At 71.9% G+C, this 20,770-nt stretch carries 17 protein-coding genes and 4 pseudogenes; 8 read left to right on the top strand and 13 right to left on the bottom strand.

Going from position 1 to position 20,770, the window contains the following annotated elements:
• The first annotated feature begins 363 nt into the window (after positions 1 to 363).
• Together ACWZEH_RS32880 and ACWZEH_RS32875 are read left to right on the top strand one after the other, a co-directional pair.
• Complete coding sequence (locus tag ACWZEH_RS32880) at positions 364 to 609, top strand: type A2 lantipeptide (protein WP_456194700.1); 246 nt, start codon at positions 364 to 366, stop codon at positions 607 to 609.
• A gap of 321 nt (positions 610 to 930) precedes the next feature.
• A pseudogene (locus ACWZEH_RS32875) lies at positions 931 to 1,137 on the top strand (hypothetical protein); the annotation flags it as partial.
• A gap of 188 nt (positions 1,138 to 1,325) precedes the next feature.
• Here the strand turns inward: ACWZEH_RS32875 and ACWZEH_RS32870 are convergent.
• Complete coding sequence (locus ACWZEH_RS32870; RefSeq protein WP_456194699.1) at positions 1,326 to 1,760, bottom strand: subtilase-type protease inhibitor; 435 nt, start codon at positions 1,758 to 1,760, stop codon at positions 1,326 to 1,328.
• 336 nt (positions 1,761 to 2,096) lie between these two features.
• On the opposite strand from ACWZEH_RS32870, the gene ACWZEH_RS32865 reads away from it, so the two are divergent.
• Positions 2,097 to 3,266, top strand: coding sequence for a lactate 2-monooxygenase (locus ACWZEH_RS32865; RefSeq protein WP_456194698.1), 1,170 nt, complete (start codon positions 2,097 to 2,099; stop codon positions 3,264 to 3,266).
• Positions 3,267 to 3,339: 73 nt separating this feature from the next.
• On the opposite strand, the gene ACWZEH_RS32860 is transcribed toward ACWZEH_RS32865, so the two are convergent.
• The 4 genes from ACWZEH_RS32860 to ACWZEH_RS32845 form a co-directional block, all read right to left on the bottom strand.
• Complete coding sequence (locus ACWZEH_RS32860; protein WP_456194697.1) at positions 3,340 to 4,983, bottom strand: RICIN domain-containing protein; 1,644 nt, start codon at positions 4,981 to 4,983, stop codon at positions 3,340 to 3,342.
• A gap of 339 nt (positions 4,984 to 5,322) precedes the next feature.
• Positions 5,323 to 5,700 carry a toxin Doc gene (locus tag ACWZEH_RS32855; protein WP_456194696.1) on the bottom strand — a complete coding sequence of 126 codons (378 nt, stop codon included), beginning with the start codon at positions 5,698 to 5,700 and terminating at the stop codon, positions 5,323 to 5,325.
• Between the two features lie 3 nt (positions 5,701 to 5,703).
• Positions 5,704 to 5,949, bottom strand: coding sequence for a hypothetical protein (locus ACWZEH_RS32850; protein ID WP_042170409.1), 246 nt, complete (start codon positions 5,947 to 5,949; stop codon positions 5,704 to 5,706).
• A 152-nt stretch (positions 5,950 to 6,101) separates the two neighbouring features.
• Positions 6,102 to 8,345, bottom strand: a complete 2,244-nt coding sequence (locus ACWZEH_RS32845) for a glycoside hydrolase family 9 protein (RefSeq protein ID WP_456194695.1) — start codon at positions 8,343 to 8,345, stop codon at positions 6,102 to 6,104.
• Positions 8,346 to 8,697: 352 nt separating this feature from the next.
• On the opposite strand from ACWZEH_RS32845, the gene ACWZEH_RS32840 reads away from it, so the two are divergent.
• The gene (locus ACWZEH_RS32840; protein ID WP_456194694.1) at positions 8,698 to 11,085 is read left to right on the top strand and encodes a SpoIIE family protein phosphatase; all 2,388 of its coding nucleotides are present in this window, start codon (positions 8,698 to 8,700) and stop codon (positions 11,083 to 11,085) included.
• Between the two features lie 189 nt (positions 11,086 to 11,274).
• Here ACWZEH_RS32840 and ACWZEH_RS32835 read toward each other — a convergent pair whose 3' ends face one another.
• From ACWZEH_RS32835 to ACWZEH_RS32825, 3 genes are all read right to left on the bottom strand, one after another.
• Positions 11,275 to 13,176, bottom strand: a complete 1,902-nt coding sequence (locus tag ACWZEH_RS32835) for a ricin-type beta-trefoil lectin domain protein (RefSeq protein WP_456194693.1) — start codon at positions 13,174 to 13,176, stop codon at positions 11,275 to 11,277.
• 465 nt (positions 13,177 to 13,641) lie between these two features.
• Positions 13,642 to 14,175 carry a flavoprotein gene (locus ACWZEH_RS32830; RefSeq protein WP_456194692.1) on the bottom strand — a complete coding sequence of 178 codons (534 nt, stop codon included), beginning with the start codon at positions 14,173 to 14,175 and terminating at the stop codon, positions 13,642 to 13,644.
• 9 nt (positions 14,176 to 14,184) lie between these two features.
• Positions 14,185 to 14,685 carry a nuclear transport factor 2 family protein gene (locus ACWZEH_RS32825; protein ID WP_456194691.1) on the bottom strand — a complete coding sequence of 167 codons (501 nt, stop codon included), beginning with the start codon at positions 14,683 to 14,685 and terminating at the stop codon, positions 14,185 to 14,187.
• A gap of 212 nt (positions 14,686 to 14,897) precedes the next feature.
• Here ACWZEH_RS32825 and ACWZEH_RS32820 point away from each other — a divergent pair, with 212 nt between their 5' ends.
• Together ACWZEH_RS32820 and ACWZEH_RS32815 are read left to right on the top strand one after the other, a co-directional pair.
• The gene (locus ACWZEH_RS32820) at positions 14,898 to 15,335 is read left to right on the top strand and encodes a nitroreductase family deazaflavin-dependent oxidoreductase (RefSeq protein WP_456194690.1); all 438 of its coding nucleotides are present in this window, start codon (positions 14,898 to 14,900) and stop codon (positions 15,333 to 15,335) included.
• 261 nt (positions 15,336 to 15,596) lie between these two features.
• A complete protein-coding gene (locus tag ACWZEH_RS32815; protein ID WP_456199959.1) occupies positions 15,597 to 15,890 on the top strand; it encodes a DUF4235 domain-containing protein in 294 nt (97 codons plus the stop codon).
• Between the two features lie 65 nt (positions 15,891 to 15,955).
• Here ACWZEH_RS32815 and ACWZEH_RS32810 read toward each other — a convergent pair whose 3' ends face one another.
• The 4 genes and pseudogenes from ACWZEH_RS32810 to ACWZEH_RS32795 form a co-directional block, all read right to left on the bottom strand.
• Positions 15,956 to 16,348, bottom strand: a complete 393-nt coding sequence (locus ACWZEH_RS32810; RefSeq protein ID WP_456194689.1) for a VOC family protein — start codon at positions 16,346 to 16,348, stop codon at positions 15,956 to 15,958.
• 174 nt (positions 16,349 to 16,522) lie between these two features.
• A pseudogene (locus tag ACWZEH_RS32805) lies at positions 16,523 to 17,020 on the bottom strand (cytochrome P450); the annotation flags it as partial.
• A pseudogene (locus ACWZEH_RS32800) lies at positions 17,003 to 17,605 on the bottom strand (GTP-binding protein); the annotation flags it as partial. The pseudogenes ACWZEH_RS32800 and ACWZEH_RS32805, both read right to left, overlap by 18 nt.
• Positions 17,586 to 17,956, bottom strand: a pseudogene (locus ACWZEH_RS32795) (DUF742 domain-containing protein); the annotation flags it as partial. The pseudogenes ACWZEH_RS32800 and ACWZEH_RS32795, both read right to left, overlap by 20 nt.
• Positions 17,957 to 18,397: 441 nt before the next feature.
• On the opposite strand from ACWZEH_RS32795, the gene ACWZEH_RS32790 reads away from it, so the two are divergent.
• A complete protein-coding gene (locus ACWZEH_RS32790) occupies positions 18,398 to 18,778 on the top strand; it encodes an anti-sigma factor antagonist (protein ID WP_456194688.1) in 381 nt (126 codons plus the stop codon).
• A gap of 30 nt (positions 18,779 to 18,808) precedes the next feature.
• Here the strand turns inward: ACWZEH_RS32790 and ACWZEH_RS32785 are convergent, their stop codons facing one another.
• Positions 18,809 to 19,762: a ribose-phosphate diphosphokinase gene (locus ACWZEH_RS32785; RefSeq protein WP_456194687.1), complete on the bottom strand. Its 954-nt coding sequence runs from the start codon at positions 19,760 to 19,762 to the stop codon at positions 18,809 to 18,811.
• Positions 19,763 to 20,023: 261 nt separating this feature from the next.
• Between ACWZEH_RS32785 and ACWZEH_RS32780 the strand changes: the two genes are divergently transcribed.
• Positions 20,024 to 20,686, top strand: a complete 663-nt coding sequence (locus ACWZEH_RS32780) for a DUF4230 domain-containing protein (RefSeq protein ID WP_456194686.1) — start codon at positions 20,024 to 20,026, stop codon at positions 20,684 to 20,686.
• The last annotated feature ends 84 nt before the right edge of the window (positions 20,687 to 20,770 follow it).

Raw genomic sequence — 20,770 nt, 5'->3', positions numbered from 1 at the left:
CGGTGAATCTGCGCATCGCATGCTCAACCCGGTCACCGCGGCGGGAAGTCGTCCACAGACCGGTTGCTCCCCTCATGCCTTCGGGGGCCGGTGTGCCGGATTCCTCTCGAGGGGTGCAAGCGGTGGGAGGGGGCGACGCGGTGACCCCTGTGAGGAAGCCACCACCGGGCCGTCGCCTTCTCTGCACGCTTGGGCGCGACAAGGCCGCAAGTTGCCTGGTGAGAGGTTTGCCCGAGTGGAGGGCCGGGCCCGGGGCGTGCTTTGATCCATCGCGCCGCAGGGCCGGTTCGGACATCCGGTGACGGAGGTCCGGGGCCCAGGGCCGCGGCCCTCACCCTGTCCCCGGAGGGCCGCTCCCCCCTTGTGGCATATCCGTATGAAGGGAAGTTCCATCATGAACTCCACCCCCAGGTCGAGACCGTCGAGATCTCCGACGCCGAGCTCGACACCGTCCACGGCGGCCTGTCCGTGAACGCCGTGAACACCCTCACGGGCGCGGTGGACGGCATCGCCCCGGTCTTTGGCCCGGTCGACACGGCCGTGGGCACCGTCGAGGGTGTGAGCGGCCTGGACACCGCTCCGGTCACGAACCTGGTCGCCGGTCTCTGATCGCGCCCTTGTACCGCTGAGCCCTGGAGCCGCCCCCCGGCTCCGGGGCTCGGCGTTGCTCCCGTGACGCCCCGCCGTCCTCGGCGGCCCCTCGCAGTGCGCCTGAGCCCGTCTCAGTCCGTCTCGTCCTTCGCGGAGTTCACGCAGGTGGGGGAAGAACCGTGCAGTTCCGCCAACAGGCCCTCGCCAAGCTCCAGTCGCCCGAGGAGCTCGACCTCCCGTTGCGCTTCGCCCGCCCGCAGGGCTGACTGGTGCTCGCCGTGACCGTGGCCGCCATGGCCGCCGCCTCCGTGTGGGCGGTGACCGGATCGGTGACCTCACAACGAGACACAGCGCACGGTGATCGAGAGCGCCAAGGCGCTCCGGGCGACCCGGGTCGTCATCGCCCACCGGCTGTCCACCGTGATGGACGCGGACCGGGTGGTGGTGATGGAGGACGGCAAGGTGGTCCAGCAGGGCCCGCCGGCCCGGCTGCTCGCCGATCCGGGCGGCCGGCTGCACGAGCTGGTGCGGCGTCAGCTGGCGTGACGCGGGCCCGGACACCGCGGCCGCGGGTCCCGGACGCCTCCGACCCCGCCCCCGGACACGCCGGAGGCCGGCGGGCGGCCCCACTCCGCCCGCCGGCCTCCCTTTACGGGACCGCACGTTCCGCGAGGAGGTCGGCACTCCCCAGTACCCGACCGCCGCGCGGTCACGGGAACCGTGCGGTCCCGGTCTCAGAACGCGAGGACGCCCGAACCGTGGGCGTTCATCACGCACTCGTTGGCGAAGGTGCGCTCGTACGAGAGCCGCTGCCCCTGCCACACCCCGTCGACGGTGACGACGACCGGGTCGTACTGGTGGGTGCAGAACACGCCGTCCCTCACCGTGAGGGCCTGCAGATCGCCGTCCACCTCGGCCAGTTCCCCGCACGCCGCGGCCGCGGCCGGGTGGGTGCCGGAGGGGCCGGGAGCGCAGGTCAGGGTGACCGCACGCTCCGGTGTGACGGTCATGGCGCTCTCCCCGTGGCCCATGGTGAGCACCAGGGCCGACGGGGCGTAGAGCGCGGACGGTGCGCCGCCCGGTGCGGCCGACGCGGCCCCGGACAGTGGTGCGCAGACTGCTGCGGCGGTCAGGCCGATGGTGGTGGCCCAGCGCGCGGTGTTCCGCATTGTGTGCATCCTTCCGCTCGTTTCGACGAGTCGCCGGCCCCTGCTCGGTGGTGCCGGACCGGCGAGCGGGAGTCTGCCGAGTCCGCCGCGGAAACACACGTCGACCGGGCCGCTTTCGGTAACATTGCGTATTGAATCAGTGGCGTGAAGTCACGGAACGCGCGGGCCTGGACCCAGCAACCGCACGGGCGACACTTGTGCGAAGTGGCCAGATGGCCGAATTCCCGCCGCTTCGCAATAGGCCTGAAACATTCCGTTTTCGTTCCCGACAGACCGTTCCGCGATGCCTTCTGTTCATGATTCAGTCGGCTTGACGAGGAGAGGCGGGAACGTCGTATGGCCAGGCACTGGGCGGACTTCCAGTACGAGATCTATCTGAACGGGATGACGGGTGCCGTGCCCCGGCTGCCCACGGACCTGACCCGGCTGGAGGAGCTGACCGAACGGCGGCTCGGGCCGGGTCCGGTCGGTTATGTGGCGGGCAGCGCGGGCGACGGCAGTACCGCGCGCGCCAACCGGGCGGCTCTGGCCCGCCACCGGATCGTGCCGCGCATGCTGCGGGACGTGCACGAGCGTGACCTGTCGGTGGAGGTGCTCGGCCGTGCGCTGCCGGCACCGATGGCGCTGGCGCCGGTCGGAGTGCTGTCGCTGATGCACCCGGACGCCGAGTCGGCCGCCGCGCGGGCCGCCGCCGCGCAGGGTGTGCCGTTCGTGCTCTCCTGTGCGTCCAGCACGCCGATGGAGCAGGTCGCGGAGGCGATGGGCGACGCGGAGCGCTGGTTCCAGCTGTACTGGCCGAAGGACCCTGAGGTCGCCCAGAGTTTCCTCGGCCGGGCGAAGGCCGCCGGGTTCACCGCTTTGGTGGTCACCCTGGACACCCCTCTGCTGTCCTGGCGTCCGCGCGACCTGGACCAGGCCTTCCTGCCGTTCCTGCACGGGGTGGGAACGGCCAACTACTTCTCGGACCCCGCGTTCCGGGCCGGCCTGGCCAAGCCCGTGCACGAGGACCCGAACGCGGCGGTGATGCATTTCGTCGGCATGTTCTCCGACCCCGCCAAGACCTGGCCGGACCTCGCGTTCCTGCGGGAGAACTGGGACGGCCCCATCGTCCTCAAGGGTGTGCTGCACCCGGACGACGCCCGGCTCGCGGCCGATGCCGGGGTGGACGGGGTGGTGGTGTCCAACCACGGCGGCCGTCAGGTGGCCGGGTCCGTCGCGGCTGCGGACGCGCTGCCCGGTGTGGTGGCCGCTGTCGGCGACCGGCTGACCGTGCTGTTCGACAGCGGTGTCCGCACCGGGGACGACGTCTTCAAGGCCCTCGCCCTCGGCGCGCGGGCGGTGCTCCTGGGGCGGCCGTACGTCTACGGACTCGGCCTCGACGGGCAGGCGGGGGTCGAGCATGTGATCCGCTGTCTGCTCGCGGAGCTGGACCTCACCCTCGCCCTGTCCGGGCACGCCACCCCGGCCACGGTCGGACCCGGCGACCTCGTGGAGGGCACCGGCTGACCCGGCCGGGACGGTGGGCGCGGGGCCGGGGCGCCGGGCTCCCGTGCCCGCTCCCCCGCCCCTGCCGCGCGCTTCACGTCACCGGCTCGGCCGGTTCCACGTGCCGTACCGCCGGGGTACGGGTCCGGCTGACCGACAGGGCGTCCTCGGCCGAGGACAGCGGCTCGGTCAGCCAGCGCTGGTTCTCGGTCCGGTCCCGCACCCTGATGACGATGTCGGCGTTCGCATCGGGGGTGGCCGGCACGAGCGCCAGCTGTTCGTCCCAGCGGGGCAGCAACTCGCCCTGCCCGGTGAGGTCGTAGCGCACGTCGTCGGCCCGGCTCTCGCCGGCGTCGGCGCAGGTGGCGAGGACGACGACCCCGGCGTCCTTGTGCGCGTCCAGGCACAGGCCCGGGTCGGCCACGCTGCGCAGCAGCCCGTCCTCCTCGTAGGTCCACTGCTGGCTCAGCCGCGAGGAGCACCCCGCGAGCCGGGTGCCGGCGCCGTCCTGGGGCTCGCCCCGGGTGTCGAGGCACAGCCCGGAGGCGATGTTGCGCAGGAGGGCCGGTTCCGGTCCTGTGGGCAGTCCGGCCACGCCCGGCGGGGACTCGGTCGGCACGACCCCCCGGCCGCCGGCCGCGCTGGTGGCACCGGTCGGGTCGGTGCCACCGCCGTCGGACGGGGAGCCCCCGGCGATGAGCACGCTCACCAGTACGCCGGCCGAGACGGCTCCGAGGCCGGTGAGCAGGGTCCTGGTGGAGCGCACGGCGTCCGGGCGTCCGAGACCGGTGAGGCGCGTGGGGGCGGAGATCCGGGACAGCAGGCTGTGCCGGCTGCCACCGGACCGGCCGCCGCCGGAGCGGTGTCCGCGGCGGGCCGCGCGGCCGCCGCGCGGGGCCGGTGCCGCCCGGCCGGGCCGCGAGTCGAGGTAGCGGCGGGCGCCCCAGCCGAGAACGGCCTCGGCGATGAGCGTGCCGAGGTCCCCCTCGAAATGACTCAGCTGCTCGGCCGCGTTCCGGCAGTAGCGGCATTCCGTCAGGTGCTGCTGGACATCGGGAAGCAGTGTGCCGCCACGGCGGATGGGAACGTCGAGGAGCCGGTTGTAGAACCGGCAGTCCTTCGTCGGCGCGAGCTCCTGATGGGCACGGACACAGCCCTGACGGAAGGTGTCACGCGCCTGCTGGAGCGTGCCCGAGGCGATGTCGGCATCGATTCCGAGGAGGCCGGCCGGGACGGACACGGGTTCGGCCTCGACCTCGACATGCCAGAGCACACAGCGGGCTAGGGCGGGCAGGGACCGGAACGAACGATGGGCCAGTGTGCGGTTCTCCGGCGTCATCGTCTTGGCCGCGCGCATGCCGCGCCCGCCGGCCGGCTTGAGCAGCTCCGGCAGGGCACCGGCGGTCCGGTCGTCCGAGGCCCATTCCCGGACCGTGTCCCGCACGGCCACCAGCAGCACCGGCCGCAGGGCCACGGCCGGTTCGCCGAGGGCGACCCGGTTCAGGACGCGGTGCTGCGCCGCCGCGGTGACCATGGCGGCGGCCGGCCCCGAGGAGGCGAGGCAGACGGTCGCGTAGTCGTGCATCGCCGGCCAGTGACGTGCGGTCAGCATCGCGACGGAGTGGGCGGCCTCGCCTTCCGGACGGCCTCGCAACCGTGCGGCGAGGGACTCGTCGGACTCCCCCGGATCCCCTCCGGGAGGGGGATACGGAGACCGGGGGGAATGAGGGGTGGGCACTGAGGTGGTTCCTTCCCACGCGCAGGTGACACAGAAGTTCTGACGCCGAAAAGGGAGGTCCCACGTGGTCCGTACCTCTTTGGCGGCGTTGCGCGGGAGGGGGCCAATTCACCGACGGTGAAAGCGGACCCGGTTCATCAACGCGCGTGCGACCCCGGATTTTACCCCCCTCACGGGTGGCTCACTCTCGCACAACCGGCACACGGCCAACAAGACACCGGGGAAACCTCCGCTCGTTGACAGGAAGTCAAAAGGAAAAACACGACCGGAGTCACCGGAATCGGCTTTCCACCTGCGTTTTCCCGCGGTTCACCCGGTTCTCGCATTCCGGCGGTGGTGTCAGATCTGCCAGGAGCGGAGCCGGTCGGCGGCCCCGTAGACGTCCACCGTGCCGGACATCAGATCGCGGGCGAGGTCGACGATGGCCCCGTAGGGCGGGTCGATGCCGACGCCGCTGACGAACATGTACGCCACCGCCGTGGCGCACGCGAAGCGGGCGTTGGCCGACGGCAGGGGGCGGAGCAGGGCGAGGGTGTGCAGCAGGGCGGCGGCCCGCCAGGCCGCGTCCGAGTCCACACCGAGGCGGGGCGGATCGACGCGGTGCCGGGCGACGGCCGCGACCAGCGCCGAGAAGTCGTTGATGGTGGGCTGGTCCGGAAGGACCTCCTCGTGCCGCTGGAGCAGCCAGGGCACGTCGATGTGCAGAACGGATGTCATCGGTCAGGCGGCCCGTCCCGCACCCTTGGCCCGCGGTTCGTCGTCCGGGAAGGCGGCGGCGAACTCGTCGGCGTGCGAGTCGAAGAACCGGCGGAAGGCCTCCGCGCCCTCCTGGAGTGCCCGGTGGCGGGCGATGTCGGCCGCGGCCGCCTCCCGTACCAGCGCCTTCATCGATGTACCGCGCTCCTTGGCGATCTGCCGCAGGTCCTCGAGTTCACGGTCACTGAACTCCACATTCAGAGCAGGCATGCCATCACGGTACCGCTCGGGTACTCAATCGTAAATACCACCAGTTCAGAGCGGCCACAAGGCGGTACCGAAAGGGTGCGCCGGAGGGCCGCCCCGAGGAACGGGACGACACCTCCGGCGCCGGCGCGGGTACCGCGGTCCGCTCCGGTCCGCTACCCCTGATCGGCCACGAAGGAGGCCATGCGGGTCAGGGCCGCGTTCCAGTTGATGGTGTGCTCGTTGGTCGACCAGGACTGGATGTCGTCGATGAAACAGAACTGGCCGACGCAGCCCTGGAGCATCGACTGGGCGTAGGGGTCCTGGATGCTCGAGTTGGGTCCGCCGGAGAGGGTCCCGGCGGGCGGGTTCGGCAGCGCCGGGTCGAGCTGGCGGGCGTACCAGCGGCTGTGCTGGTTCTGCGCGCTGACCTCGCCGTACCCGGTGACGTAGGAGATGTTCAGAGCGTTGCGGCCGAGGATGTAGTCCATGCTCTGCAACGCGCCGTCCCGGTACTTGGCTGCGCCGGTGAGGTCGTGGGCCGTGGCCAGGACGACCGCGTTGTTGAGCACCTGGTGGCTGGAGCCCCAGTCGTAGACGTTGCCGGCCGGCGCGTACGGCATGCCGTACGGGTGGGCCTTGAGCGTGGCCAGGTAGCGGTCGGCGCCCTTGACGACGGAGCTGCGGACCCTGTCCCGGCCGGGCAGCTTGTTCGGCACCGTCGCGAGGTCGAGCCGGCCGGCCGCCGCGGTGCGTGACCAGTCGAAGCCGAGGGGGCCGAAGATGTCGGCGGTGTGTACCGGGGAGTTCAGGACGTACTCCTTGAACTGCCGTTCCCCCGTGGTGAGATACAGCTCGGCCGCCGCCCAGTAGAACTCGTCGCTCACCTCGTCGTCCGGGTAGGCGCCGCCGCCGACGCCGTCATCCGGGCTCGCGTACTCCTCGGGGTGGGCGAGCGCGGCCGTCCAGGCGGTGCGCGCGGCGGCCAGGGCCCCGGCCGCGAACTCCCTGTCGTAGGGCCGGTACAGGCGGGCCGCCTGGGCGGCCGTGGCCGCGAGGTTCAGGGTGGCGGCGGTGCTCGGCGGGTGCAGTTCGCGCTTCTGCGGGTCGTCGCCGGGCAGCAGCGGCAGCCCGGTCCACTGCTCGTCGTGGATCTTGTGGTGGGCCATTCCCGCCAGCGGCTCGCCGTCGGGCACCTGCATCTTCAGCAGGAACTCCAGTTCCCAGCGGGCCTCGTCAAGGATGTCGGGCACCCCGTTGCCGCTCTCCGGGATGTCCAGGGTGCCGTCGCCGAGCTTGTCCGCCTGGCCGGTGCGGGCGTGCCGGGCGCGTTCGTAGGTGCTGAGCACCTCCCAGGTGCTGATGCCGCCGTTGACGACGTACTTGCCGTGGTCGCCGGCGTCGTACCAGCCGCCGGTGACGTCGAGGGAGTAGTCGCAGACGCCCGGCTGGCAGGGCACGGCGCCGTCGCCCTGGTTGGGGGCCGTGTCCAGGTGGCCGGCCGGGCGGGCGTAGCCGGGGCGCAGGTCGTCGCGGATCCCGATGCCGCTGCGCTGGGTGTAGTAGTACTTCGCCGAGTCCAGCCGCAGCTTCTCGTAGGCGCCGGCGCCGATGTCGAACGGCCGGCTGGTCTCGCCGTCCACCGTGAGGGTGTACCCGGTGCCCCGCGCGCGGTGGGCGCCGAAGTCGACGGAGTGGACGTTCTGCCCGGAGGAGCCGTCCACGCCGCGTGGCAGGGTGGTGCCCTGCCGGACGACCTTGCCGCCGGCGTCCTTCAACTGCCAGGGAAGCCGCTCGGTCGCCTCGGTGACCAGGGTGGCGTTCTTCGGGCCCGCGGGGAGGTAGCCGACCTGGTTGACGCGGACCCGGGGTCCGGTGTCGGGCTCGTACGGCTCGGGCTCCACGCCGCCCAGCAGGGACACGTCGTCCATGCAGAAGCGCCAGGGGTCAGGGCTGCCGCCGAGCTGGAGAGCGACCTGGCCCTGTGCGGTGTCCACGGGCGCGGTGAAGGTGTAGGAGTACGTGTCGCCGGAGACGCTGAGCTGCGGGGACACCTCGTGGTAGGTGTCGTACGGGGCCACCGACAGGCCGACGACCGCCCGGACCACGTGGCCCGCGGGCGTGCCGTTCGCGGCGAAGGAGAAGCGGTACGACTCCCCCTTCACGAGGGTGATGTCGTTCTGGCCGACGGCGGCGTCCCACCGGTTGGCGGTGCCGCCGGGGACGTCGGCGCACAGGCGGCCGTCGGACAGGCTCGTGGTGACGCCGGCGGAGGCCCACCAGGGATCGGTGGTGGTGTCGAAGGTCCCGTTACGGACCTGCTCGGCCTCGTCCGCCCCGGCCGGGGCGGCGGGCAGCGCGGTGAGCGCGGTTGCCAGCAGGCCGGTCAGGGACAGCAGAGCGGTTCTGCGTCTGTTCACGTCTGACTCCTCTGGTGTGAGGACACGGCGGCGACTACGGATGGGAGCGCTCCCATCCGTACGCAGCCATCGTTGTGGCAGGTGTGACGCTCCGTCAACGGGCGGGACGGGACTGGTGACGAACGCCGGTGGGTGACGCGCGAATACCGGCCACGTGCCGGACCGGCACCGGACGGAACCCGGACAGGACCCGGACGGTGGGCGCCCCGGGTGTCGCTCCTGCCCCCTCCCCTCCCGCCCCCGCGGGGCCCCGCCGGGGCGGGGCCCCGGTCCGCGCCCGCCTACGACGCACTAGGGTGGAACTCTGGCGATCGACCGGTTCACGGTGAGTGTGCGCGATGGAGTGGCGACGATGAGGGCGGACGACTCGTTCGACGATCCGGTAGCGGCTCGTGCCGTCATCGCCGCCGACGGCACCGTCACCCGGTGGAACGAAGGCGCCCGGCAGCTCCTGGGGCACCGGGCCGAGGACGTGGTGGGCCGCCCTGCGGCCCTTCTGCTCGCCGACGGCGCACAACCACCCCCGCCGCCGGCCCACCGGCGCTGGAGCGGCACGCTCGCGCTGCGGCACCGGGACGGCGGCACCGTCACCGTGTGGATGCTCGCCCACCGCGGCCGGCCCGAGGACGGCGACACCGACGACTGGCTGGCCGTCACCCCGCTGCCGTCCGGGCGCACCGATCCCACCGGAGATCCGGTGCTCTGGGCTGCGATGGTCCAGTCCCCGTGCGCCACCGTCGTCTTCGACACGAGGCTGCGCCTGCACGGCGCCAACGACGCGATGGCCGACCTCCTCGGGCTGCCGGCCTCCCATCTGCGCGGTCTGACGCCCGGCGACATCGGCGGCCGGCCCCGGCACGCGGAGCTGGAGCGCCACATGGCCCAGGTGCTGCGGACGGGCCGGGGCCACGATGTGCAGACACGCGTGCAGGCGTTCGGCAAGGACCACGACGAGGCCTGGCTGGCCCGGATCGCGCCTCTCACCGACGACGCCGGCCGCGTCGTCGGTGTCTGCGTGACGGCCCACGACTTCACCGAGCAGAGCAGGGCGCGGGCCCGGCTGCAGCTGGTCAACGAGGCCAGCATGCACATCGGCGCCACCCTCGACGTCACCCGGACGGCGCAGGAGCTGACGGAGGTCTGCGTCCCCGCGCTCGCCGACTTCGTCAGCGTCGACCTCCTCGAGCACGACCATGGTGCCGACCCCGCCGGCCCGCTCACCCTGCCGGTCCCGCTGCGCCGGGTCGCCCACCGGTCCCGCACGGCGGGCAGCCCCGAGTCGGTCGCCGACGCGGGCGAGGTGGTCGTCTACCCGGCCGCCGCGCCCCAGGCCGACTCGCTGATCGCCGGGCACAGCGTCGTAGCCTCGGTGCCTTCCGGTGACCTCGATCCGTGGCTCGCGGTCGACGACGTCCACGCCCGGCAGGTCCGGGAGTTCGGCGTCCACTCGATGCTGTCCGTCCCGCTCCAGGCCCGCGGTGTCACCCTCGGCGTCGCGGCGTTCACCCGGTTCCGGCACCCCGAGCACTTCACCCATGACGACGTGCTGCTGGCCGAGGAGATCACCGCGCGTGCGGCCGTCTGCATCGACAACGCCCGCCGCTACTCCCGCGAACGCGAGACCACCCTCACGCTCCAGCGCAGCCTGCTCCCCCGCGGCCTGCCCCGGACGGCCGCGGTGGACGCCGCCTCCCGGTATCTGCCGGCCGCGCGCACCGGTGTGGGCGGCGACTGGTTCGACGTGATCCCGCTGTCCGGGATGCGGGTGGCCATGGTGGTGGGGGACGTCGCCGGCCACGGCATCCAGGCCTCGGCGACGATGGGCCGGCTGCGTACGGCCGTGCGCACCCTCGCCGACATCGATCTGGCGCCGGAGGAGCTGCTCACCCACCTCGACGACCTGGTCCTGCACCTCTCGCACGAGTCGGGCGGCGACGCCGGCCCCGGCGAGGTCGGCGCGACCTGCCTGTACGCGGTGTACGACCCGGTGTCACGGCGCTGCACCCTGTCGAGGGCGGGGCATCCGCCGCCGGTCCTGGTCCCGCCGAAGGGGCCGGTGCGCATACTGGACATGCCGTCCGGGCCACCGCTGGGCCTGGGCGGGCTGCCCTTCGAGTCCGTGGAGGTCGAGCTGCCCGAGGGCAGTGTGCTGGCGTTCTACACGGATGGGCTGGTCGACGGCCGGGGGGACGACAGCGACGCGGACGCAGGCTCGCGCATGTTCTGCGACGCGCTGTCCCACGCGGCCCCCGGGTCGCTCGACGAGGCCTGCGACCGTGTCCTGCACGCCATGCTCCAGCCGGGTCCCGCCACGGACGACGTGGCGCTGCTGCTGGTCCAAACCCGCGGGCTGCCGTCCGCCCAGGTCGCCACCTGGGACATCCCGGCCGACCCGTCGCTCGTCGCGCCGGTGCGCAAGCAGGTTCTCGACCAACTGGGCGTGTGGGCGCTGACCGAGGCGTCGTTCACCGTGGAACTGGTGGTGAGCGAGCTGGTCACCAACGCGATCCGCTACGGGGCACCGCCGATCCGGCTCCGGCTGATCAGCGACGCGTCGACGCTGATCTGCGAGGTGTCCGACGCCAGCCACACCGCCCCGCATCTGCGGCGTGCCAAGACCTGGGACGAGGGCGGCCGGGGCCTGCTCCTGGTCGCCCAGCTCACCCAGCGGTGGGGCAGCAGACACACCGCCGAGGGCAAGACCATCTGGGCCGAGCTGGGGCTGACGCAGGAGCTGTGAACGCCTGGCCGGCCCGTTTCCCCCCGGCCCTCGCTCTTCCCCCGGCCCCAGGGCGTGTTTCGAAAGTCCCGTCCGGCCCGCGGCGTCCGGCACGGCACCTCGCCGCGTTGTCGGGATCGTCCGCGTACACCCAGCACGCGAAGGACCCTCCGCCTTTCGACGCACCGCACAGGACTTTCGAAACACCCCCTAGCTCTCGTCCTCGACGAGGCCCCAGGTGACGACCTTCATCTGGAGATCGGGATCCGGGGCGTCGATCGCCCAGCGCTGGGCGTCCGTGTCGTCACGGGCCTTGAGGACGAGGGCACCCGAGCCGTCGGTCGCCGCGGGTGCGAGGCCCAGGTCCTGGCCGGAGCGGGGCACCAGGGTGCCCCGGACGGTGAAGTCGTAGCGTGCGCTGTCGGCGTCCTTCCAGGCTTCGCCCGTGCACCGGGCCAGGCGCACCGAGTAGCCGAGGCGGGAGTCCAGGCACAGGTCCGGTTCCGCGGCGTTGCGCAGCAGCCCGTCGGTCTCGTACGTCCACTGCTGGGCGCTGCCCGCCGAGCAGGCGGTGAGTTCGGTCTCGGCGCCCGCGACGGCCCGGCCGCCGACGACGCCCACGCACAGGCCGGAGGCGGTGTTGTGCAGCCGGCCGCGCAGGGCGCCCTTGGCGGCTTCTTTGGAGCGGAACCAAGACGGGTCGTCGGGCGGGCTGCCCACGGCGGCACCGGAGGATTCGGAGGGGCGGCCCTCGCCCCGTGCGGCGTCGTCGGCACCGCCCGTGGTCCACAGCACCAGCGGGAGGACGACCAGCCCGCTGACCGTGAGGACGCCCGCGGCGAGGTTGCGCCGGCGCGCGGCCCGGCGGGCCGCCTTCCGGGCGACACGGGAACCGGCGCGGAGCACGGCACCGCGAGGGCCGGTACGGGAGGCCGCGCGCCGCCGGGAACGGAGACCGGACCGGGAGGCCGTCCGCGCCGCGACGGCCGGGGGGGCACCGGCCGGGGCCGCGGCAGTCGGGGCGGCGCTCGGTATCGGGGGCACCGTGAGGGCCGCGGGGGTGGCGGGTGTGATGCGGGGGGCCCCGGTGGGGAGGGGCGGGACCGGTCTCCCCGTGTCCGTGAACGACTCGCCCTCCGTCGCCGGAGGTTCGCCCGCAGGCACGGCGAACCGATCACCCACGGTGTCCGGACGTCCGTCGGCGGGGCCGGGGAACGCCGCGCCGATGACGCCCTCGGGCGACGGCCGCTCCTCGGCGGCCGGCTCGTCGGTGACGTCGGCCGCCTGTGCCCTGCTCTGCACGTACTCCCGTGCGCTCCAGCCCAGGACCCCCTCGGCCAGGGCCGTACCGAGACCGCTGGTGAAGCAGGCGAGTTGGTCCGCCGCGTGCCCGCAGTGGACGCAGTTCTCCAGGTGGGTGCGCAGGTCCGGATCGAGTTCGGTGCCCGCGCGCCGGTAGCTCACCTCCAGCAGGCGCAGATAGCGCCGGCACTCCTGATCGGAGGCGAGCTCGCCGTGAAGCTGGAGGACTTTGTCCCGCAACCGCTCCTGGGCCCTGCGCAGTTCGATGCGGGCGCCCTCCTCGTCGAGGGCGAGCAGCCCGGCGGGGACGTGGAGCGGTTCGGATTCGACCTCGGTGTGCCACAGCAGGCAGCGCGCGGACTGCGGCAGTCGCTGGAACGCCCCTGACAGCAGGCGCCGTCCGGCCGGTGGAAGAAGCCGTGCGGCCGGCCGCCGACCGTCGCCGGCGGAGGCGGTGAGACCGGGGTGGAGCATGTCGCGCCGGTGGTCCGCGTCCCACTCGGCGGCGATCCGGCGCACAGTGACGAGGAGTTGGGGCCGCCATGCGGAACTCGGGCCGTTGTGCCGCAGGGTCTCGCCGAAGAGCCGGGTGAACGCGGCGGTGGTGAGCATACCGGCCGAGCGCGGGCCGTCGGTGCACAGCCGGGCGTAGCCGAAGACCGATCCCCAGTGCCGGTCGAGGAGTTCACCGACGGGGTGCAGTGCCGGGGCGGCCCCCGTCCACTTCCGCAACTCGTCGCCCAGTTGTTCGTCCGTCACGTCGAACGCGTGGGCCGGGGCCTGGGAATCCGACAGGCCGGTGTCCTTCACGGATGCAATCCTCTCGGGGACGCGCGAAATAAAGTCCGCACCAGCGGACGCGGGGCCTCGCCGACGATACGACGGAACCCCGTCCGCACTGGATTCGAAATCTCGAACACCTGTCCGGGGCAGCCCTTTTGGAGCCTGGGTGGCATGCTGGAGCGGCGTCGCGCACCCCAGGACAAAAGGTATTGCCCGCACGACGGCAGGACCCACTTTTGCACAGGCCAACGACCAGGAACAAGGGATTCCGAGGTTTCCCGCATTCCCCGTACGCCCACATCCGTTTGACAAAGTGTCAACGACTTTCGAGCCGCTTAATTCACGCACCCAATCATCCGATTCGACGGCCGGTGTCCGAAAAGGCAATGCGGACGCACGCCGCGCAACCCTCTCCGTTCCCGTATGCGCGTGTGCGGGTCCCGGCGCCCGGGGTCTGCGGGTGTACGCGGAGTCACTCGGCGCCGGTCGCACTCATCGCGGACGTACGAGGTCCAGGACCCGCTCCCAGTGGAACTCGGGCCGTCCGCCGTCCGGCGTCGTCTCCCCGGTGTACGGCTCGCCGAAGCGGACGCCCACGGCGGTGAGCCGTTCCAGGCTGTCCCGGTAGGCGGGGTGGGCGGCCAGCGCGTCGCCGACGCACGGCAGGACGGCGATCGGCACACCGAGCCCCGCGGCCTCGCACAGAGTGCCCAGCGCGAGCGTGTCGGCGATTCCGGCCGCCCATTTGTTGACGGTGTTGAAGGTGGCGGGCGCGACCACCACCGCGTCGGGCGCCGGGAAGGGGCGCGGTTCCCCGGGGGTGCGCCAGGCGGACCTGATCGGCCTGCCGGTCTGCGCGCGGACCGCGTCGGCGTCGAAGAACCCGTTCATGGCGGTGGGGGTCGCGATGACGCCGACCTCCCAGCCCCGCTCCTGCGCGGCGGTGATCAGCCTGCCGACGTCAGCGGCGACACCTGCGGCACAGACGACGACGTGGAGAAAGGGCTTCCGGGTTTGTTCGGTCACCCGGAAAGCCTATGATCCGGCCGGCGGCCGCGGTGCGAAGGCCCGGTGCACGGAGAGGCTGTCCTCGTAGACGTGGTGGCGGACGACCAGGCCGTCCCGGACGGTGAGCAGCAGGGCGAAGCGGGCGCGGTACGGGCGTCCGGTGGGCCGGGCGGTCTGCCGGATCTCACCGAACACCACCGCGTCGTCGCCGTCGACCAGAATGCGCTCGATCTCGGTGGCGGCCACGTCGGGCACGTGGTGGGCGGCCAGTTCCCGGTAGTGGGCGGCGACGTCGGCGCGGATGGCCCGGTGGCGGATCCACGGGGTCGCGGCGCTGCCGTGCTCGCCCTCCGGCCAGTCCAGCCGCCAGTCGCAGGCGTCGGCATACAGCTCGGCGACGTGGTCCGGATCGCCACGGCCGATCCGGCGCAGCAGTTCCTCCACGGTGGCGCGGGTGCCGGCGGGCGGGGTGGTCCGGGTCGGGGTGGCGGCAATCGGACTGGCCGGGGTCGGCGTGGTCTCGGTCATGGCAGGGGTCTCCTGGGTCCAGGGACGGCCGGGGCCGGGGGCTCCGGTCCGGGGAACGGTCATGACTCTGTCCTGGACACGCCGATGACGCCATGACCTCGGAGGTCATGTACGGCCCGGCCGACACTGATACGGAAAGAGTTGGTCCGTATGGTCCGACGGCCGTCCCGGAGACCGGGCCGGCCACGGGCCGCGACGACGGGACGGATGGCATGCCTCTTCACGGCGAGTACGAGCCCAGCCCTACGCAGTGGGTGCGCGACCAGGTGGAGCTGTACGAGAGCTCCGGCGGCACCGAGGGGACAACCCTGCAGGGCAGGCCTGTGGTACTGCTGACCACGCGGGGGGCCAAGAGCGGCAGACTGCGGAAGACCCCGGTGATGCGCGTCGAGCACGAGGGGCGCTACGCGGTGGTGGCCTCGCTGGGCGGAGCACCCCGGCACCCGGTCTGGTACCACAACCTCAAGGCCGATCCTCAGGTGGAACTGCGCGACAAGCAGGTCCTGAGGGACATGACGGCCCGTGAGGTGACCGGGGAGGAGAAGGCGCGGTGGTGGGAGCGGGCCGTCGCCGCCTTTCCCCCGTACGCCGACTACCAGGAGAAGACGGACCGGGTGATCCCGGTCTTTGTGCTGGAGGCGCGCGACTAGGGTCTCTCGTCCGGGGGTCCGCGGGGAGCGGCCCGGCCGGCATTTTCCTCGGTTCGGTGTGCATGAGGCACCGGACGGCGGGCACCCGCGGTTCAGGCCCCGCCGCGTTCCCCCGTCGCGGCGGGGCTCACCCCTGCCGCCCTCACCGTGGGGATGCCCCGGTCGGGCCCGGTCGGGCCGTGCCCGGGGCGGAAAACGGGGAACGTGGGTCGCAGGTACTTTCCGAACGCCGATACCGACTGGGAGATCCGCGTGGCGAAGATGAAGAACAAGAAGAAGCTGCCCCTGGCCTACAAGCCCATCGGGTTCGCGCTGGGCTGGACGAGTGGCGCCGTGGCGGGGATGGCGTTCCAGAAGACGTGGAAGCTGATCCGGCACGAGGACGACGCGCCCGACGCACTGGACCGGGACCGGCGCTGGGGCGAGATCCTGCTGGCCGCCGCGATCCAGGGCGCCATCTTCTCGGTGGTGCGCAGTGCCGTGAACCGGGCGGGCGCCAAGGCCATCGAACGCTCGACGGGCTCCTGGCCCGCCGGCGACAAGGGGAACGCCTGACTTCGGCCTGTCCCGCAGTACGGGGCCCCGGCACCCCTCGGTGCCGGGGCCCCGTACGGAGCGGGTCAGCCCAGTTTCGGCGCCACCGGCACATCGCAGCGCAGGGTGAAGGAGTGCCCGGACGGATCGGAGTAGCCGCGTTCCTCCAAGGGGCCCGTGGCGTCCTTCGTCTCCACCGGGCGGCCGCCGAGGCCCACGATCCGGCGTTCCGCGGCGTCCAGGTCGTCGACCTCGAACTCCAGGTGCGCCTGGAGCGAGTTCTCGGGGCGCGGCCAACTCGGCGCGGTGGCGTTGGCGTCCCGGCGCAGTGCCATCCGGAAGCCGTCGGCGGCCCGGATCTCGACCCGGTTGGCGTTGGCTTCCACCACCTCCGCCGCCAGGAACTCGCGGTAGAACTCGGCGAGTTTCTCGGGCTCGGCGCAGTCGAGCACCACCACTGCCGCAGGCACGGTCGACATGTCTCCTCCACAGGGTCCGGGTCCGTCCACGGGTCGGGGCGGCTCCCCGGCCTGTACTGGGCGCCTTTCCCCGTTCCCGGGATTCAATCAGTGGCAAGTCCACTGATTCCCTACGCCGTTTGATGCGGCATGCACCTCAAGTGGCTTACGCAGTAACGGAGATCACGACAACCACTCGGCGCGTCCGGTGTCCGCGAAGGCGTCGATCTCCTTGTTCGCGAAGTGCGTGGCGTGCCTGCGGACACCGCGGCCGGCGGCGGCCTGGAGCCCGTCGGTGACGGCCCCGCGCAGCCTTCGGTGCGGCTCGCCGTCCTGGGAGACGCAGTCGGGGCGCCAGCCGAGCATCGGGACAAGCGGTGCGGTGTCCGCGACACGCCCATCACGCCGGTCGCGCCAGATCCGGGTGTCCCGGGTGAACTGACGGGGGTCGTCGAGGACCCGCCGGGTGTCCCGGGAGCCGAGCACCAGCCAGGCCGGCACGTCGCCCTCCAGGGGCACCGGCGCGACCGGTCCGTGTTCCTTGCGCAGCCGCTCGTGGAGGCCGGCCGGATCGGCGGCCGGGTCCGGCCCGTACAGCCGGGCGAGGGCCACGCCGTGGTGGGCGGCTGGGCAGCCTCGGGTGGCGCCGGGGTCGTTCCCCGGCCGGGTCGCCCACCGGGACTCCGCGGCCACGGCCGAGCGGTCCCGCAGATGGTGGATGAGCGTGACGAGCACGTCGCGGCTGGCGGACCGGTCGCGTGCGTCGAAGGACACGACCGGGATGTGCCCGGGGATGTCCGGGGCGTCCCGGATCTCGTCCACCGGACAGTCCCTGGGGTCGGGGAAGACGTTGAGGGCGCTGACGAAGGGCACGTTCTGCCGTTCCCTCTCCGCGATCGCCCGGAAACTGGAGGCCGGCCGCCGGGTGTCGACCGGCACGACCGCGCCGAGCGCCCCCTTGGACGGCCCGTTCCACAGGAACCAGAAGCGTTCCTGGCCGGGCGTGCCGAACAGGTACAGCACCGGGCCGTCGTTGGTGCAGATCTTGCCGAAGTCCGGGCTGACGGTGGTCTCCGTCTTTCCGGCGACGCCCACGAGCCGGTCGACGTCGGCGCCGGCCCGGGTGAGGGTCTCCTCGGTGGTGAGCGGCTTGATGTCGCTGACCGACCGGACCATCGTGGTCTTCCCGGTGCCGAAGCCGCCGGCGATCATCACCTTCACCGAGCGGGTGTCCCCGGCCTTTTGCCGACCGGCTTGGTCAAAGCCTTTCAAGTCCACTGAGTACCTCCTCGAGGAGCGCGAGGTCGGGCCCACGGCCTGCGCTGTGGGCCGGAACGGGGTCACGGGCTTCGACGCGGCCTCCGTCCAGCAGGTCCGGCAGCAGTACGGCGAGAATGTTGAACGGCAGCCCGAGGCGGGCGCCGGGTTCGGCCACGGAGAGCGGTTCACGGCAGCGCCGGACGATCTCCTCGTGCTCGTGCTGCATCCCCGGCACAGGGGCCGAGCGGGAGACGACGAGGGTCGCCACGTCGAGACTCGACGCCGAACCGCCCGGTCCGCTGCGCCCTCCGGTGAGGACGTAGTAGCGCTCAGGACCGGAGACGGGTCCGACGGCCGTCGGTGAGCACTCGTCCAGAGTGCTCCTCCAGGCGCACAGTGGTGCCGAGCAGCTCGCCCATCCTGCGGGCGAGGTCCCTCTGGGTGTGTATCGCGAACCGACGCGGCGCGATCACTTCAACTCGCAGCGACGACAAGGAGCTTATTGGTCCCGACCGCAAAAGGATCAAGTTCGGAAGGTAGTGGAAGCGAGGGTTCCGTCATGCCGGGAAGGAGATGCCGTACCGACAAGTGACTTGATTTATATAGTCAGTTGATCGCCCAGGCGAGTCCTGGCCGCCCAGCACCGTGCCATGCCGCACCGGACCGGCCGGAACCAGAAGGACTCGGTCGCAATTCGAAGACATATGACGATCAAACATGCCCACATCCCGGCTCCTGGGGGTAACTTGCAGTGCGGGGAATGGCGTTGGGACCAATCCGTGCACGAAGCAGGCTGGAGGCGATGGCGTGGTGCGGCACCGACCTGCACCGCCGACCCGGTTTCTCCGCGTCCGTCAGGACCGGGGGTACACGGTGCTGGATTTCCGCGGCGAGATCGACATCGTCGCGGAGGTGGAGGTCGTCCCCCACCTGGACGCGGCGACCTCGGCCCCGAAGTGCCGCGTCGTGATCGATCTGACCCGGGTGGAGTTCCTGGACGCCTCCGGTCTTCGCCTGCTGTACCGCGCACGGCAGCGGGTCCTGGAGCAGCACGGAAGGCTGTACCTGGTGTGCACGGACGCGCTGACCCTGCGTGTGCTGCGGATCACCGGCCTGGCCCGGCTGCTGCCTCCGCGACCGACCCTGGAGGCGGCTCTGGACCAGTCCGAGGCCACGCCGGGCCCGGTATGACGGGCAGCGGGGGGGGGCAGGGCAGCCGGGCTATGCGGTCGGCGGTGCGTCGAACAGGGCGCTGACGGACTCACCGTTGTGAATGCGCCGTACCGCCTCGGCGAGCGCCGGGGCGATGGACAGGACCCTCAGCTTGTCCGTGCGCTCCTCGGCGGGCACCGGAACCGTGTTGGTGCACACGATCTCCAGCACGTCGGGCTGCTCGCCCAGCCGCTTGAGCGCCCCGGCCGCGAACAGGCCGTGGGTGCAGGCCACTCGGATCGAGCGGGGGCCCAGTTCCCTTAGCCGGTCGAGAAGTTCGAGCACCGTGCTGCCCTTGGCGATCTCGTCGTCCAGAACGATGACGTCCCGCCCGGCGACCTCACCTATGACGGAACTGATCCGCACCCGGTCGTCGGCGAACCGCTGCTTCGCCCCGGCCGCGACCTGCGCTCCGATGAGACGGGCGAACGCCGCCGCCTCCTTCGCGTTGCCCAGGTCGGGTGAGACCACGGTGGTGCGGCTGAGGTCGTACTGCCGGAAGTGCGAAGCGAGTTCACGCAGTGCGTGCAGATGGTCCACGGGCACCGAGAAGAATCCGTGCACCTGTGGCGCGTGCAGGGTCATCGCCAGGACACGGCTCGCTCCGGCCGCCACCAGGAGGTCCGCGACCAGTCGTCCGCCCATGGAGATGCGTGGGGCGTCCTTCTTGTCGGAGCGTGCGTAGGAGTAGTGCGGCATCACAACGGTGATCCGGGAGGCGGATGCCCCACGGGCCGCGTCGCACATCAGGAGCAGTTCCACGAGGTGTTCCTGCACCGGTCTGACCAGCGGCTGCACCAGGAACACGTCGCGCTCGCGGCAGTTGGCCAGCAGCTGCACCTCCAGGCAGTCGTTGGCGAACCTGCTGCTCCGGACGGGGCTGAGCGGCACGCCGAGATGCGCACAGACCTCCGTCGCCAGTTCCGGGTGGGCGCTGCCGCTGAACACGGCGATGTCTCGCACGGGTCGGCTCCTCGAATGATCATGTCGACCGGAAGGCTCATGCTACTGGCCCCGGGCCCTCGGGCCGCCGCCGTCCGGCCGCCGCGGAGCACCGTCCGGTGTCCCCTTCCGCCATCGTTTCGACGACTCCTCATGCCTGCGCGGGCACTCCCCGTACGCCGTGCGCCCCCGCGTGCTCCCAGGGTGTCCTTCAAACCTCAACCCACTTGTCTGTTGGGTGAAGTGAGGGGCATCTGGTCAGTAGGAAGGAGGGCAGTCCCCATGACGACTCCCATCAGACGCCTCCCGGGGCGCATGCCGGGCTGGGCGAAGGTACTCACCACGGTGGTGGTGGTGCTCGCCGTGCTCTTCGCGGGGATCCGGCTGAGCGTGCTGCCGGGTCTGAAGGACCTCTTCGGTACGGAGACCCACGACCGCTCCGGTCCCGCGCTGCTGGAGTCCATCCAGGACATCAGCCGGTACGACGCCGCGACCGGCAACTTCCAGGTGGTGGTGGACCTGGAGAAGGACACCAAATTCCTGCCCGACGCGATCCGCGGCACCCGCACCTTGTACGTGGGGGCGGGCACTGTCGACGCCTATGTCGACCTCGGCAGGCTCGGCAAGGACGACGTGCAGGTCAACGAGGACCGTACGTCCGCCACCCTGCGGCTGCCGCACGCCCGCCTCGGCACTCCCGCGCTCGACCCCGAACGCTCCTACGCCGTCTCCAAGGAGCGCGGGCTGCTCGACCGTCTCGGCGACCTCTTCTCCGGCAACCCCAACAGCGAACAGGCCGTGCAGAAGCTCGCGGTGCGGCACATCGGCGCCGCGGCGAAGGAGAGCGAGCTGACCACCCGTGCCGAGAGCAACACCACGGGGATGCTCGAAGGCCTGCTGCGCTCCCTGGGGTTCACGAAGGTGGAGGTCTCCTACGGCGACTGACCGACAGGGACATCCGCACCGGCCGGGCGTGAAGACGGCACCACGGGGCAACCGGCCTGTCCCATCCATGACAGCAGTCGACGA

This window comes from Streptomyces yamdrokensis, assembly GCF_053890455.1.
Note: the sequence above shows the minus strand (reverse complement) of the source record. Positions and strands in the feature narration are given on the sequence as shown.

Excerpts from the sequence above, each read along its gene's own strand:
- ACWZEH_RS32870 (WP_456194699.1), bottom strand. The coding sequence starts at position 1,760 with ATGCGGAACACCGCGCGCTGGGCCACCACCATCGGCCTGACCGCCGCA.
- ACWZEH_RS32865 (WP_456194698.1), top strand. The coding sequence starts at position 2,097 with ATGGCCAGGCACTGGGCGGACTTCCAGTACGAGATCTATCTGAACGGG.
- ACWZEH_RS32855 (WP_456194696.1), bottom strand. The coding sequence starts at position 5,700 with ATGACATCCGTTCTGCACATCGACGTGCCCTGGCTGCTCCAGCGGCAC.
- ACWZEH_RS32850 (WP_042170409.1), bottom strand. The coding sequence starts at position 5,949 with ATGCCTGCTCTGAATGTGGAGTTCAGTGACCGTGAACTCGAGGACCTG.
- ACWZEH_RS32840 (WP_456194694.1), top strand. The coding sequence starts at position 8,698 with ATGAGGGCGGACGACTCGTTCGACGATCCGGTAGCGGCTCGTGCCGTC.
- ACWZEH_RS32825 (WP_456194691.1), bottom strand. The coding sequence starts at position 14,685 with ATGACCGAGACCACGCCGACCCCGGCCAGTCCGATTGCCGCCACCCCG.
- ACWZEH_RS32820 (WP_456194690.1), top strand. The coding sequence starts at position 14,898 with ATGCCTCTTCACGGCGAGTACGAGCCCAGCCCTACGCAGTGGGTGCGC.
- ACWZEH_RS32815 (WP_456199959.1), top strand. The coding sequence starts at position 15,597 with ATGAAGAACAAGAAGAAGCTGCCCCTGGCCTACAAGCCCATCGGGTTC.
- ACWZEH_RS32810 (WP_456194689.1), bottom strand. The coding sequence starts at position 16,348 with ATGTCGACCGTGCCTGCGGCAGTGGTGGTGCTCGACTGCGCCGAGCCC.
- ACWZEH_RS32780 (WP_456194686.1), top strand. The coding sequence starts at position 20,024 with ATGACGACTCCCATCAGACGCCTCCCGGGGCGCATGCCGGGCTGGGCG.